General features: G+C 36.7%; 14 protein-coding genes. 5 read left to right on the top strand and 9 right to left on the bottom strand.

Annotated features, from left to right (window positions below; genetic code table 11):
- Positions 1–13: 13 nt before the first annotated feature.
- Positions 14–514, bottom strand: coding sequence for a type VI secretion system contractile sheath small subunit (tssB, locus tag J3U36_RS00385; protein ID WP_065559521.1), 501 nt, complete (start codon positions 512–514; stop codon positions 14–16).
- A 601-nt stretch (positions 515–1,115) separates the two neighbouring features.
- Here tssB and J3U36_RS00390 point away from each other — a divergent pair.
- Genes J3U36_RS00390 through J3U36_RS00405 form a run of 4 tightly spaced genes read left to right on the top strand, consistent with a single transcriptional unit; the run spans position 1,116 to position 4,626 of the window.
- Positions 1,116–2,036, top strand: a complete 921-nt coding sequence (locus J3U36_RS00390) for a metal ABC transporter substrate-binding protein (RefSeq protein WP_267360655.1) — start codon at positions 1,116–1,118, stop codon at positions 2,034–2,036.
- The gene (locus J3U36_RS00395) at positions 2,036–2,932 is read left to right on the top strand and encodes a manganese/iron ABC transporter ATP-binding protein (protein WP_267350505.1); all 897 of its coding nucleotides are present in this window, start codon (positions 2,036–2,038) and stop codon (positions 2,930–2,932) included. Before J3U36_RS00390 ends, J3U36_RS00395 begins: the two co-directional genes overlap by 1 nt.
- On the top strand, positions 2,933–3,793 hold the full coding sequence (locus J3U36_RS00400) for a metal ABC transporter permease (protein WP_267350507.1): 861 nt from the start codon (positions 2,933–2,935) through the stop codon (positions 3,791–3,793).
- Between the two features lie 2 nt (positions 3,794–3,795).
- Positions 3,796–4,626, top strand: a complete 831-nt coding sequence (locus J3U36_RS00405; RefSeq protein WP_267379282.1) for a metal ABC transporter permease — start codon at positions 3,796–3,798, stop codon at positions 4,624–4,626.
- Between the two features lie 76 nt (positions 4,627–4,702).
- Here J3U36_RS00405 and dnaB read toward each other — a convergent pair whose 3' ends face one another.
- From dnaB to J3U36_RS00420, 3 genes are all read right to left on the bottom strand, one after another.
- The gene (dnaB, locus tag J3U36_RS00410) at positions 4,703–6,112 is read right to left on the bottom strand and encodes a replicative DNA helicase (RefSeq protein ID WP_411597208.1); all 1,410 of its coding nucleotides are present in this window, start codon (positions 6,110–6,112) and stop codon (positions 4,703–4,705) included.
- Positions 6,113–6,174: 62 nt separating this feature from the next.
- Entirely contained in the window at positions 6,175–6,966 is a 792-nt protein-coding gene (gene truA, locus J3U36_RS00415) for a tRNA pseudouridine(38-40) synthase TruA (RefSeq protein ID WP_267350512.1), read from the bottom strand.
- Entirely contained in the window at positions 6,953–7,972 is a 1,020-nt protein-coding gene (locus J3U36_RS00420) for an aspartate-semialdehyde dehydrogenase (protein WP_267379279.1), read from the bottom strand. The genes truA and J3U36_RS00420 overlap by 14 nt, the downstream gene beginning before the upstream one ends.
- A 177-nt stretch (positions 7,973–8,149) precedes the next feature.
- Here J3U36_RS00420 and J3U36_RS00425 point away from each other — a divergent pair, with 177 nt between their 5' ends.
- Entirely contained in the window at positions 8,150–9,199 is a 1,050-nt protein-coding gene (locus J3U36_RS00425) for a LacI family DNA-binding transcriptional regulator (protein ID WP_267379276.1), read from the top strand.
- Positions 9,200–9,270: 71 nt separating this feature from the next.
- On the opposite strand, the gene truB is transcribed toward J3U36_RS00425, so the two are convergent.
- From truB to rimP, 5 genes are all read right to left on the bottom strand, one after another.
- Positions 9,271–10,185 (bottom strand): tRNA pseudouridine(55) synthase TruB, encoded by a 915-nt coding sequence (truB, locus tag J3U36_RS00430; protein WP_267379273.1) that lies wholly within the window; start codon positions 10,183–10,185, stop codon positions 9,271–9,273.
- Between the two features lie 67 nt (positions 10,186–10,252).
- Complete coding sequence (gene rbfA, locus J3U36_RS00435) at positions 10,253–10,630, bottom strand: 30S ribosome-binding factor RbfA (protein ID WP_065559531.1); 378 nt, start codon at positions 10,628–10,630, stop codon at positions 10,253–10,255.
- A gap of 69 nt (positions 10,631–10,699) precedes the next feature.
- Positions 10,700–13,366: a translation initiation factor IF-2 gene (infB, locus tag J3U36_RS00440; RefSeq protein WP_267350519.1), complete on the bottom strand. Its 2,667-nt coding sequence runs from the start codon at positions 13,364–13,366 to the stop codon at positions 10,700–10,702.
- Between the two features lie 17 nt (positions 13,367–13,383).
- Complete coding sequence (gene nusA / locus J3U36_RS00445; RefSeq protein ID WP_065559533.1) at positions 13,384–14,859, bottom strand: transcription termination factor NusA; 1,476 nt, start codon at positions 14,857–14,859, stop codon at positions 13,384–13,386.
- A gap of 16 nt (positions 14,860–14,875) precedes the next feature.
- Positions 14,876–15,337 carry a ribosome maturation factor RimP gene (gene rimP / locus J3U36_RS00450; RefSeq protein ID WP_065559534.1) on the bottom strand — a complete coding sequence of 154 codons (462 nt, stop codon included), beginning with the start codon at positions 15,335–15,337 and terminating at the stop codon, positions 14,876–14,878.
- Positions 15,338–15,496 lie beyond the last annotated feature (159 nt).

A 15,496-nucleotide genomic window follows, 5' to 3' on the forward strand; every position in this document is an offset into this window, starting at 1 on the left:
ATTGATTAAAATTTTATTTTTTACTTTCAGATACAATTGATTCTAATTCAGCACGGAGCTCATCAGAGAGTTGTTGATCTTTCACTATTTTTTCAAGTTCATAGCGGAAAGTAGCGTTATCTAATAGATTTGATTTCAAATCTCTTAATAGATTGCGCATTGCAAGTAAAGAACGTAGTTGTGGGATTTTTTTAGCGACTTGTTCTGGTGAAAAATCTTTCATAGATTCAAACACCAAATCAACACTGATGTCACTACCATCATCTGCAAGTGTATTAGGTACACTTATTTTAGCTTCTGGTCTAAAATCGTTTAACACTGCATCGAAATTATTTTTATTAATCGATACTTTTTCTTTTTCAGAAAGTGAACGTTTATCTTTTCCACGACCATAATCGCCAATTGACAATATTTTAAGTGGTAGTTCAACTTTCTTTGAGGCTCCGCCAGTGTGTAAATCTAAACTGATATTCACGCGGGCAGCTGGGACTTCATTTTGATAACTGTTTGACATAATTTCTCCTAAATTTCCATTCCCTTTAAAGGCTAAAATAAATAATTACCCTTAAGTTGTGAATAAATTACACGATTTACGAATTAATTACAATCTTAACGCTTAAATTAATTAATTTTTTCATAAAGAATTTTTTTTAAAATTTGCTTATTTTTCTAGCAAAATAAAGGGGTTTTATGATGTCGCAGATGTGAACTGATGGATTGTTTTTTAATCATTTTTAAATAAATTTTATTAAATTTAATGCTAATTCAATTTTTAAAATGTTTTTTAAATTTTTTTAACTATAGTTAACTCAATAAATCAATTATTAAAATGGCTATTATTTTAATAGATAAGGCTATCTCCTTTTTCAATAAATATTTATTTAAAATACGTTATCTAATAATTTAAAAATTGACTAAATTAAACAAATTTATTTGACTTTAGCGACTTAAATGATAATAATTCTCATTAACATTTAAAGTGTATTTATTTTTATCACTTTATTAGATAGTTAAAGGAAGCTATTATGAAAAGGATTTCTTTTTAGCTTTCACGTTTTCCTTGATTTCTCGGTATCTTGAAGATGATTGAGTATATTATTAAATAGGAGTTGCTAATGAAATTCAATTCTATCAAAAGTCGTAAAACTTTATTAAATTTGATTTTTACATCATTAATTATTCTTACTGGCGTGGCTAATTCTGCAATCGCTGAAGAAAAAAAATTTAAAGTTGTTACGACATTTACCGTGATTCAAGATATCGCACAAAATATTGCGGGCGATGCAGCGATAGTTGAGTCAATCACTAAAGTTGGTGCCGAGATTCATGAATATGATCCAACCCCTCAAGATATTACCAAAGCACTTTCTGCCGATTTAGTATTATGGAATGGACTTAATTTAGAACTTTGGTTTAAGCGTTTTTTTGAAGATATTAAAGATGTTCCTTCGGTTACGGTAACAGAAGGAATTGACCCTATGCCGATTCAGGAAGGAAGTTATAAAGGTAATCCTAATCCACATGCTTGGATGTCTCCGACACTTGCTTTAACTTATATTGAAAATATTCGTGCAGCTTTTGTTAAATATGATCCGAAACATGCCGATATTTACAATAAGAATGCTGCCGATTATGTTGCTAAGATTAAAGCTCTTGATGCGCCTTTAAGAGAACGCCTAGCCAAAATTCCAGAATCTCAGCGTTGGTTAGTCACCAGTGAAGGGGCTTTTAGTTATTTGGCAAGAGATTATAATCTTAAAGAAGCGTATTTGTGGCCTATTAATGCTGAGCAGCAAGGCACACCTAAACAAGTTAAAAATCTGATTGATACGGTTCGTAAAAATAATATTCCGGTTGTTTTTAGTGAAAGTACGATTTCGGATAAACCGGCTAAGCAGGTAAGTAAAGAGACAGGTGCTAAGTATGGAGGTGTGTTATATGTTGATTCACTTTCAACTAAAGATGGCCCAGTACCAACCTATATCGATTTATTAAAAGTGACTGTTGAAACAATAGCTAAGGGGTTTGAAAACTGATGACTCAAATTTGCCTAAACGTTGATGATATTACTGTGACTTATAATAATGGTCACACTGCTATTCATGATGCAAGTTTTAGCTTACATGGTGGCACTATATGTGCACTGGTTGGCGTTAATGGTAGTGGTAAATCTACACTGTTTAAAAGCATTATGGGGATGATACGACCAACTAAGGGACAAGTGACTTTTAATAATACGCCTGTAAAACAAGCATTAAAACAAAATATTATTGCTTATGTACCCCAAACGGAAGAGGTTGATTGGGATTTTCCTGTGTTAGTGTCTGACGTAGTAATGATGGGACGTTATGGACATATGTCTTTTTTACGTATTCCAAGTAAAGAGGATAAAAGACAAGTTGATATTGCCCTAAAGCGTGTAGATATGCTCGAATTTAAACATCGACAAATTGGCGAGCTTTCTGGCGGTCAAAAAAAACGTGTATTTTTAGCCAGAGCGTTAGCTCAACAAGGTAAAGTACTTTTATTAGATGAGCCTTTTACTGGGGTTGATGTTAAAACAGAAAATGCCATTATTGAACTTTTGAAGGATCTTCGTGATGAGGGGCATTTAATTTTAGTTTCTACCCATAATTTAGGTAGTGTGCCTGAATTTTGTGATCAAGTTGTTTTGATTAATCAAACTGTTCTGGCTTTTGGATCAACCCAATCCACGTTTACCCCTCAAAATTTAATGACTACTTTTGGCGGTGCTTTGCGTTATTTAAGTCTTTCGGGTGAAAAGTTACATGAAGATGAAGATCCTCGCAAGGTATCTATTTTAACCGATGATGAACGTGCAGCAATATTTTATGGTGAAGGTAAAGATGATTCCCCTCATCAAGATTTACTTGTTGAACATCATGATCATGAACCAAAAGGACAGCAATAAATGGAACTCCTTCTTGAACCATTTAGTTATGACTTTATGCTAAAAGCCATCTGGGTAAGTAGCATTGTCGGCGCAGCTTGTGCTTTTTTATCTGCCTTTTTAATGTTGAAGGGCTGGTCATTAATGGGCGATGCTTTATCTCATTCAGTGGTCCCTGGTGTTGCCGGAGCTTATGCACTGGGTTTACCTTATTCGGTAGGCGCTTTTTTTACGGGATTATTGGCTGCACTTTCTATTACCATGGTAAGAGCAATGACCCGATTAAAAGAAGATGCCATTATTGGTTTTATTTTTTCTACTTTTTTTGCGATTGGTTTATTAATTCTTTCATTAAATCCGACTTCTATTAATGCCCAGACAATTATTTTTGGTAATATTTTAGGTATTGATGATAGTGATATGTGGCAAGTACAGATTATCATATTGGTTTCGGTTGTACTTTTATTATTATTCTGGAAGGATTTATTAGTTGTGTTTTTTGATGAAATTCATGCCAGATCAATCGGTTTAAGACCTTTGCCTTTAAAAATCCTTTTTTTTACTATTTTAAGTGCTTGCACAGTTGCAGCTTTACAAACGGTTGGGGCAATTTTAGTTATTGCAATGGTTGTCACGCCCGGTGCAACCGCTTATTTGCTGACTAATCGATTTTCACATTTATTGATTATTTCGGTAATAATTGGTGCACTAACCAGTGCTATTGGAGCGTGGTTTAGTTACTTTTTAAATGGTGAAACAGGTGGTGTTATTGTCACATTGCAAACGTTAGTTTTTATTTTTGCTTTTTTATTTGCGCCTAAACAAGGATTAATTTCTAATCGCCGCAAAATTAGACAACTTCGCTTAAGTAAAGGGGATTAAGTATGACTGATATAGGGTATTTTATTTTTCATCCTTTTACGATTCCTCTTATGCAAAGAGCCATTTTAGCCGCGCTTGCAACCGGTATAGTTTGTGCCCTACTATCGTGCTTTTTAGTTTTGAAAGGGTGGTCATTGATGGGCGATGCTATATCACATGCAGTATTACCCGGTATTGTACTTGCCTTCTTAGCCGGAATTCCCATTATTATCGGGGCTTTTGTGTCAGGTTTATTTTGCTCAGTCGCTACCGGTTTTATAAAAGAAAACAGCCGAATTAAAGAAGATACCGTCATGGGAATTGTGTTTTCCGGTATGTTTGCATTCGGTTTAGTGATATTTTCTAAAGTTGATACGTCGCAACATTTGAACCATATCTTATTTGGTAGTGTACTTGGTACAAGTTATGCAGAATTAATACAGATTATTTTTATTGCTGCTGTTGTGTCTATTATTGTTATCATTAAGCGTCGTGATCTCATGCTTTATTGTTTTGATCCTGTTCAAGCAAGAGTGGTTGGATTACCCGTTCGATTATTACATTATGGATTACTGAGTATTCTAGCTTTAACTATTGTAGGATCGCTAAAAGCAGCTGGGGTTATATTGGTCATTGCTATGTTGATTGCACCGGGTATTACTGCTTTTTTAATCAGTAAACGATTTGAAAGAATGTTAGTTATTGCGGTGTTAATTTCTGTCTTTTCAACCGTTATGGGAACATTGATCAGTTATCATTTAGATGCATCTACCAGTGCTTGCATTGTGATTCTACAAGCTACTATTTTTGTTTTTACACAAAGTTATGTCTATATTAAAAGCCGTCAAAATTAACCATTAATAAAATTGCGTAAATGTGACTTGTTAGTCGTCATGACATTTACGCAATTTTCGCTTTGGAATTTTTTAACTATTCATCATCCATATATTTGCTGGAATCAGCATAATTATCAAAGCGTGAAAATTGACCTTGGAATTTTAATCTTACTTTACCTATTGGACCATTACGCTGTTTACCTAAAATAATTTCGGCAATTCCTTTGTGTTCAGATGCTTCGTTATACACTTCATCACGATAAATAAACATGATTACATCGGCATCTTGTTCAATCGATCCGGATTCACGTAAATCCGAATTCACTGGTCTTTTATCTGCCCGTTGTTCAAGACTACGATTTAACTGTGATAGTGCAACAACCGGAATTTGTAATTCTTTTGCTAATGCTTTTAATGATCGTGATATTTCAGCAATTTCCAACGTTCGATTTTCAGACATATTCGGTACACGCATCAGCTGTAGATAATCGACCATGATCATACTTAACCCTTTATGTTCCCGATAAATACGTCTGGCACGTGAACGTAATTCCATTGGCGTTAATCCGGAAGAGTCATCGATGTAAATATTTTTCTTTTCAAGCAAAATACCCATGGTACTTGAAATACGAGCCCAATCATCATCTTGTAATTGACCAGTACGAATACGTGTTTGGTCTACTCGAGAAAGTGAAGCGAGCATACGCATCATAATTTGTTCTGAAGGCATTTCTAAACTGAATATTAATACCGGTTTTTCTTGCATCATTGCTGCATTTTCACACAAATTCATGGCGAAAGTTGTTTTTCCCATAGAAGGACGTGCGGCAATAATGATTAAATCTGAACGTTGCAAGCCAGCTGTCTTTTTGTCTAAATCAAGAAAACCTGTAGAAACACCAGTGACACCATCATGTGGGCGTTGGAAAAGTTCTTCGATTTTAGCAACCGTCGCTTCCAGCACTTCAGTTATGCTTTTTGGCCCCTCTCCTTGCTTGGTACGGCTTTCAGCAATTTGAAAGATTTTACTTTCAGCTAAATCCAATATTTCACTACTGTCTCGCCCTTCTGTCGCATAACAGTTATCTGCAATCTCATTTGATGCGCTGATAAGTTCACGCAATATAGCTTGTTGCCGAATAATATCACTATATGCCACAACATTGATGGCGCTCGGGGTGTTTTTTGATAATTCAGCTAAATAAGCAAATCCCCCCACGTCAGCAAGCAAATCCTTACTTTCTAAACTTTCTGAAAGCGTAATTAAATCTATTGGTGTTCCTTTACCCACTAAAATATGCATTTCAGCGAAGATAAGTTGATGATGACGTGAATAAAAATCCCGTTCGGTTATCATTTCAGCAACGACATCCCAACGCTGATTATCCAGCATTAAACTACCGAGAACAGCTTGCTCTGCCTCTATGGAATGGGGAGGCAATTTTAAGCTATGTAGTTTTGCGTTTTTCGCATTTTGATTATTACCGTCTTTATTGGTAATGATTTCATCAGTATTCATTAGATTCATCTTTTTTAATTTAATTCATATTTAAGCTTATCATTTAGCTAGCTCAAAAATAAGGGGCCTAATGCAAGATTAGGTATTTGATATTCTAGTGGATAATCCACCTGAACTAAATACAAACCTTCCGGTTTTGCTGTTGCTGCCGCCCGTGTTCTATCTTTAGCTTTCAATAAATCATCAATCCATTGCGGCTTTTGATTTTCAGCGCCAACTTCTAGCAAACTGCCGACGATATTCCTTACCATATGATGTACGAATGCATTCGCTTTTATATCCACAATCACATAGTCACCCTGTCTGGTTACACTAATTTGATGAATGTTTCGCCAAGGCGTTAACGACTGACATTGTGCGGCTCTAAATGATGAAAAGTCGTTTTCTCCTAACAGATATTGTGCAGCTTCATGCATGAGCTTTTCATTAAGGGGTAAATAGTAATGCGTAACCCCTTTTGATAAAATTGCTGGACGGTAACGGTGATTATAAATCACATAACGATAACGTCGAGCAGTTGCGCTGAATCTTGCATGAAAACTTTCCGCAACAGGTTGAGACCACCGCACCGCAATATTTGATGGTAAGTGGGAATTGACCCCCATTGTCCAAGCACTATGAGATCGTTGTGCTTTTGTTTCAAAGTGAATAACTTGTCCTGTTGCATGGACCCCCGCATCCGTTCGACCTGCACAAAAAACCGTAATAGGCTCATCGGCGATAACCGATAAAGCAGACTCTAATCTTTCTTGGACTGAATCAACGGATTGTTGGCGTTGCCAACCAAAATATCCACTGCCATCATATTCAATACCCAGTGCAATTTTAGAGGTAGTCATTAATCAGCATCTCAAGCGTCTGGATGAGCATTATTCCACCTAAATAGCGAATATTATCAGCAACCGACCAAAATTGGATTTGTTCATAATGACCAAAACTATGCCTTAAATTGGATAATTTAATCGTCAAATTAGATTCTGATTCGGCATTAACTTCAGTAACAGGAGTTGAAAGCGTATCCCCTTGTAATTCAACACTATATTCGCTAAAACGTGCCATATCTAATTCAATCGGTAAACTGCTAGAAACATTTACCGCTTGAGCAAGTCCATAAAATACCGGAACAATAACAGATTCAATCGATATTGGCAGCTGATAATTATTGATAACTTTACGAATCTGATTTATCAGTGATTTTTCACCGTATGATGAATTATCAGATTCATGTGAAATAGGCAACAGATTGAAAGCAAGCTGTTTGTCGAATAAGTCATTATCAACAGGCATTCCATTTAATAATCGAGCACTTTGACCAGCCAGTTCTTCAACGCCTGGTTTGCCATACATTGAAGAGGGAATGAAACTTGTTACATGCAAATTAGTGAGTAACTCGATATCCGTTAAAGGTGCAACACAGCGAAGTAATTGAGAAACGGGGGCACTGGCTACCGCAATAATGTTTTCGTTACGGTATTCAGCCAAAACATGATTGTTCACTTGTGGCACAATCAGTGGAATATGATCTTGATCAGCAAAGTAGCCACTTGCATCAATCACAATGCATCCTGCTTGTGCTGCTTGTTGAGCATATTTTTCACTGGTTTTCGCACCCGCGACAAAAAAAGCAAAATGGCATTGACTAAAGTCCATTTGAGCACTATCAATAACCGTTAAATTTTTACCTGCAAATCGAATAATCTCGCCAGCACTGTTATCACTGCCGACTAGGTAGAGATTATCAATTTCAATACTATGATTTTTTTGAGTATACTCTTGTAGTAACTCAATGAGCGCAGAACCTACTTGTCCTGTCGCACCAACAATGGCAATATTCCATGCTGACATATATAAACCCAATCAATAAAATTTATCAAAGATTATAACATTATATTTGTGAGGATAGCTGAAAAAAAAGAGCTATTAATTTTGGAAGCAAGATCGACAAATTCATTTTTTATCCGTTACACATTATAAAATTATGATTAAAGTGATGCACCATGTTACACGTTAAAATCCTATTTTATGAATAAAGTTACTTTAGCTGTGATTGCCCAAAAGGCAAATTTATCAATTGCGTCCGTGTCAAGAGTATTAAACACGCCCAATTTAACTTCTGCATTAACACAATCACGTGTTTATAAAGCAATTGAGGAGTTGGGGATTGATACACCCTTTAATACTAAACCCTATCATGTAGAGTGTGAAACGCAAAAAATTTTAATTATTGATAATCAATTATTCTCGCAAAGTTTAATCAATATTGGTTTAGAAAGTGGTTTAAAAGAAGCGGGATACCAATTTTTTTATTTACGCTTCGCCTATTCCAGCCCAAATGATATTCATCATTTAATTCGATATGCAACCCAAAACATTTTTGATGGTATCGTGATCATTAATGATGCTCCCTATTTAGATATCCTCAAAAACTACAAATCCACCTTACCACCTATTATTTTAGTTAACCATTTTTCGCTTGATTTTAATTGCGTTTATTTCGATCACTTGACCATAGCCTATAATATTACTCAATATTTAGTGCATCAAATACATAAAAAAATTGCAGTTATCATCAATGACAGTCATAAAAAGAGTTCAACTCTTTTTTTACAAGGTTATCAGCAAGCCCTTCTGAGGTCTAACATTAAGTTTGATCCTAATTACCTAATTCATCATTGCTTTAGTTATGAGCAAGGGCGTTCGGCTATCAAAAAATTAATTGAAAGTAACAAACCACCCACTGCGATTATTTGCTCGGATAATATTCATTTAAATTATTTGGATGAACAATATTATGATCGAAAAAATTCTCACCCCCCTTTTGCTGCGGTACTGGGAATATTGCATCAAGTGAATCAAAGCAAGGATCAGCTAACGACCCCTATCGCTATTACTTATATTAATCATTCAAAAGATCGTCAATATAATGAATTAGACCAGCTTAGCCGAATTTATAAACCTTTAGCTAAAATGGGAAGAAAATCAGCCCGTTTACTTTGTGACATACTCAAACAAAAAACTGCATCAACATTGCAATACCACCTTGTTGAAACAGAATCCCTATTTATTAACTAGTCTATAATTAAACATCGTCGCTACTATTAATAGTGGCAGAACGTTTATTTCTGTTGGATTCTGTTTTATGACTATGATGATATCAATCGTTTTGGTGAGAGTTTATTTTTTATCTGAATGCCCGCCCCGATAAATGTTTGATCTTGATAAATCCTGACTAACGTTTCTTGAGGTGAAGTTATCTCATCGTTAATGACCGTATCTATTTCTATCGTTCGACCTAATAAAATATGCTTACCTTGTTGTTCAGTGAGTGTGACCTTTGGGTACGCATTCATTGGGCTATCTACTGGCATTAATAAAGCATCTTTATCAGCTAAATTGTGTAGTGCATCTAAAGTTACCATTTGTTGAATAGGATAATTAGAAACTTGCAGACGTCTTAAATAAATGACATGTGCACCACAACCCAGTAATTCTCCTAAATCATCAATAATCGTTCGAATATACGTTCCCTTAGAGCAATGTATTTCTAAAGTTAATTCATGAGTATTGGCATCAAATTGGATAAATTGATTTTCGTAAACAGTAATGGGTCTTGCTTCTCGTTCAATGACAATGCCTTGCCGAGCATATTCATAAAGTGGTTTACCTTGGTGCTTTAATGCCGAAAACATGGTTGGCACTTGTAAAATATCCCCACGAAAATGCGTTAACGCTTCATCAATTTGTGATTGAGTAATATTGACAGGTTTAGAACAGATGATTTGACCGTCTGCATCTGACGTATCTGTTCGTTCACCTAGTTTAGCAATAACTTGATATCGTTTATCAGAATCTAACAAATATTGAGAAAATTTGGTCGCTTCACCAAAACAGATGGGTAACATGCCTGTCGCTAAAGGGTCGAGCGCACCTGTATGCCCTGCTTTTTTAGCGTTAAAGAGTCTTTTGACTTTTTGCAAAGCATCATTCGAGGTCATGCCTTGCGGCTTGTCTAATAACAAAACGCCGTGAAGTTCACGGCGAATTTTTTTAATATTCATTGTTAATTTCTTTATCTTAAAAAATAAAACCAACTAGATTTAGTTCAAAATCATGGCATTTTTTATGTTAATCTTTATGACGTTCGTTATCCTGTTTGATAACATCAGAGACTAAACTAGACATTTGCATACCTTTAACCAATGATTCATCATAAAAGAATTTGATTTCAGGAATAATACGTAAACGCATTGCTTTGCCTATTAAAGTTCGAATATATCCTTTCGCATCATTGAGTACGGTTAGACCTTGTTCAATAACTTGCGGATCATCATCATTTAAAAAAGTTACAAATACTTTCGCGTAGGAAAGGTCGCGTGAGATATCAACACCCGAAACAGTAACCATGCCTAGACGTGGATCTTTGATTTCGCGTTGTAGTATGATTGCAATCTCTTTTTGCAATTCATGTCCAACACGAGAAGAGCGATTAAATGCTTTTGCCATATCTATTTTCCTTAAAATATGAATAAGCAAGGCATAAACCTTGCTTATAACATGGTAATGTCATCGTTATTAAATTGTACGCTTGATTTCGATAGTTTCAAAGACTTCGATTGAATCCCCAACACGAACATCATTATAGTTACGTACACCAATACCACATTCCATTCCGTTACGAACTTCATTAACGTCATCTTTAAAGCGACGTAGTGATTCAAGTTCGCCTTCATAAATAACCACGTTATCACGTAAAACACGGATTGGATTATGACGTTTAACCACACCTTCAGTAACCATACAACCAGCGATTGCACCAAATTTAGGTGATTTAAACACATCACGGACTTCGGCAAGACCAATAATTTCTTGTTTGTACTCTGGAGCTAGCATACCACTCATGGCTTGTTTCACTTCATCAATCAGATCATAAATAACTGAATAGTAGCGAAGGTCTAAATTTTCTGTTTCAATCACTTTACGAGCTGAAGCATCGGCACGTACGTTAAAGCCTAAAATTATGGCATTCGATGCTGCTGCAAGCGATGCGTCCGTTTCGGTAATTCCACCAACACCCGAACCAATAATTTTAACTTTAACTTCATCGGTTGAGAGTTTAAGTAGTGAGTCAGAAATCGCTTCAACCGAACCTTGAACGTCGGCTTTTAGCACGATATTAAGTTCAGATACATCACCTTCAGTCATGTTAGTAAACATGTTTTCGAGTTTCGCTTTTTGTTGTCGAGCAAGTTTAACGTCACGGAATTTTCCTTGACGATATAATGCCACTTCACGTGCTTTCTTTTCATCACGTACAACTGTTGCTTCATCACCAGCAGAAGGTACGCCCGATAGACCTAAAATCTCAACAGGAATTGATGGACCTGCTTCAGTCACTTCTTTACCTAATTCGTTGCGCATTGCACGAATACGACCATATTCAAACCCACATAGAACGATATCGCCTTTACGTAATGTTCCTGATTGAACAAGTACTGTAGCAACAGAACCACGACCTTTATCAAGGAATGATTCAATAACCACACCACTAGCCATACCGGTTTCGTAAGCTGTGAGTTCAAGTACTTCCGCTTGTAACAAAATGGCTTCAAGCAGTTGATCTATACCTGTTCCTGCTTTAGCTGATACATGAACAAATTGTGTGTCTCCACCCCAATCTTCTGACATGACACCATATTGTGCAAGTTCACCTTTTACACGTTCTGGATCGGCTTCGGGTTTATCGATTTTGTTTACGGCAACAACCATAGGTACATTTGCAGCTTTAGCATGTTGGATTGCTTCGATAGTTTGAGGCATGACGCCATCATCAGCTGCCACGACAAGAACAACAATATCAGTTGCTCTTGCACCACGAGCACGCATTGAAGTAAATGCCGCATGTCCCGGTGTATCTAAGAAAGTGATCTCACCATTTGCTGTTTTAACATGATAAGCACCGATATGCTGAGTAATACCACCTGCTTCACCTGAGGCAACTTTTGCTTTACGAATATAGTCAAGCAATGAAGTTTTACCATGGTCTACATGTCCCATAATGGTCACAACCGGAGCCCGTGACACTTTTTCCGCACCCGTATCACGATCACTCATTAAAGATTCTTCTAGTTCGTTTTCACGACGAAGAACGACTTTGTGTCCCATTTCTTCAGCAACTAGCTGAGCTGTTTCCTGATCGATAACCTGATTAATGGTTGCCATTGCCCCCATTTTCATCATCGTTTTGATAACTTCTGAACCTTTTACTGCCATTTTGTTAGCGAGTTCAGCAACGGTAATCGTTTCACCGATAACTACATCTCGGTTAACCGCTTGTACAGGTTTATTAAAACTTTGTTGTAAGGTACTTTTACCTTTCTTTTTATTATTACCACGAGTAACAGCACGTGCTTCTTCACGTTCTGCTTTACCTTCAGATAATTTGCTGCCTTTTTTCTGTTTGGTCTGTTTTGCATTACGACCTCGACCACGTGCGCTTTCAACTTCACGGTCTGTATCGTCTTCTGCTGCGCGTGCAAATTTAGACGTAGTAACATGATAATCTTCTTCATCACCATTGTTGTCATTGTCATTATCATCAGCATCACTATATTGTTCTGCTAATTTTCGCGCTTCTTCAGCCATGCGTTTAGCTTCGGCTTCTAGTTTGCGACGATTTTCTTCTTCAGCTTTACGTTTAATTTCGTTAGCTTCGGCTTCAAGACGCGCTTTTTCTTCTTGTGCTTTTTTTACCTTAGGTGTCACTGATTGTTCTGCTGCTTTTTCAGCTTCTTTCGCTTTTGCTTCTTGTGCACGTTTTTCAGCTTCGGCCTCTTCACGTTTTTTGGCTTCTTGAGCAGCTAATTGTGCTTGCGCTTCAGCTTCTTTACGTGCTTTTAATTCAGCTTCCTGTTTGGCTTTGCGTTCAGCTTCAAGTCGTGCTTTTTCAAGTTCAGCAGGATCTTGCTTAACAATTGTACGTTTTTTGCGTACTTCTATTTTAATTTCTTTGCTTTTGCCACCGCCACTCGATACATTCAAGGTAGAATGTGTTTTACGTTGTAACGTTAATTTTGTTGGGCCTTGCTGAGGATTTAGATGCGCAAGCAAAGCTTCTTTTTCCTTTTGTGTAACAGTATCTGTTGCAGTTTTTTTAATACCTGCATCAGCAAACTGTTGCAAAAGTGTTTGCACTGGAGTATTTATCTCTTGAGCCAGTGTTTCGATTGATACTTTGGTCATGTATTACTATCCCTCAATTATTCATTTGCAAACCAACAAATATTACGAGCAGCCATAATAAAGTCGCCAGCTTGATTACTTGTTAAACCTTCAATCCCGACTAGATCATCTGTACCTTGTTCAGCTAAGTCTTCCAAGGTGATTACATCATGTTGGGCTAATTGATAGGCTAATTCTTGTGTCATACCTGGCAAATCTAATAAATCTTGCGCAGGTCGTTTATCACCACTATTAGCTAATGCTATTGTAGTTAATGCATCTTTGGCTCTATTTCTTAATGCTTCAACGAGTTCTTCATCAAGTTCTTCAATTTCAAGCAATTCATCAACAGGAACGTAAGCAAGTTCTTCCAGTGAAGTAAATCCTTCTTCTACTAAAAGTTTTGCTAACTCTTCATCAATGTCCAGATGTTTAATCAGATTATTAATTGCTGCAAATGATTCTGCATGATGCTTTTCTTGCAAATCTTCGGTACTCATGACATTTAATGTCCAGCCGGTCAGCTGCGAAGCTAAACGAATATTTTGACCGTTACGACCAATTGCCTGTGGTAAAGTGTCGGCATTGACAGCAACATCCATTGTATGTTTATCTTCATCAACAACAATAGAAACTACATCGGCAGGCGCCATAGCATTAATTACAAATTGTGCCGGATTGTCATCCCATAAAACGATATCAATACGCTCACCACCAAATTCATTGGATACAGCCTGAACACGCGCACCACGCATCCCAACACAAGCACCAACAGGATCGATACGACGATCATTACTGCTTACTGCGATTTTAGCGCGTGAGCCTGGATCACGAGCAACACCTTTAATATCAATCATTTCTTCACCAATTTCTGGTACTTCAATGCGGAATAACTCTTCCATCATTTGTGGATTTGAACGACTGATACAAAGTTGTGCCGGTTTATTATCTTGTTCAACTAAATATAAGATCCCGCGAACCCTATCGCCTATACGAAAGTTTTCACGTGGTAACATATCATGGCGGGACATCATCGCATCAGCATTATTTCCTAAGTCAAGGATAACGCTATCACGATTAGTCTTTTTAACAATACCTGTTACGATATCTCCAATTCGATTTCTAAACATGTCGATAACCATCGCACGTTCAGCTTCACGAACTTTTTGCACAATCACTTGTTTGGCTGTTTGCGTAGTAATACGGTCGAAGGCAACCGATTCTATCTGCTCTTGAACGTAATCACCAATTTTTACTGAAGGATCTTCGTATTGCGCAGCTTCTAAAGTCATTTCTTTCGTCGGTTGAGTAACTTCGTTCACAACAAGCCAACGACGGAATGTGTCATAATCACCCGTTTTGTGATCAATCTTAACGACAACATCAATATCAACTGTATGTTTCTTTTTGGTTGCCGTCGCTAATGCGGTTTCTAACGCCTCAAAAATTTTATCTCGCGTAAGTGCTTTTTCATTTGATACCGCTTCAACAACAGCTAAAATTTCTTTATTCATCCTTTACACCCGTACTCTATTTAAGGTTAAAATTAGGTACAATGTTTGCTTTTTGTATATTACTAAAAGCAAATACCTCATCATTATTATCAACTGTTAATGTAATCATCTCATTATCAATGGATTTAATATGTCCTTTCCATTTACGACGATTAGCAACAGGGATACGTAAACTCATCGTAATTTCTTCACCAATAAAACGTTTATAATGCTCAAGCGTGAATAATGGTCTGTCCATACCTGGCGATGAGACTTCAAGATTGTAGGCATCTTTGATAGGATCTTCGACATCAAGTACCGCACTAATTTGTCGGCTAACATCAGCACAATCATCAACAGAAATACCCTCTTCACTATCAATATAAACTCGTAACACTGGGTAACGGCCACGGATATATTCAATACCGACTAATTCAAAACCAAGCGCATTAACAGGCTCTTGAATGATATCGGTCAATTGTTGCTCTATATTAGCCAAACAAACCTCCACTGCAGAAAATAAAAAAGGGCATGAAGCCCAACATTCCTTAAAAACTTACGCTTAAATCAAAACGTAAAAAAACCTCGACATGCGAGGCTTACATTTAAAACTAACTATAATGAAGCCACTTGTTTCGAACTTTCATGCAATAATAAC

It is taken from the genome of Gilliamella sp. B3817, from assembly GCF_026536705.1.
Classification (GTDB): domain Bacteria; phylum Pseudomonadota; class Gammaproteobacteria; order Enterobacterales; family Orbaceae; genus Gilliamella; species Gilliamella apicola_I.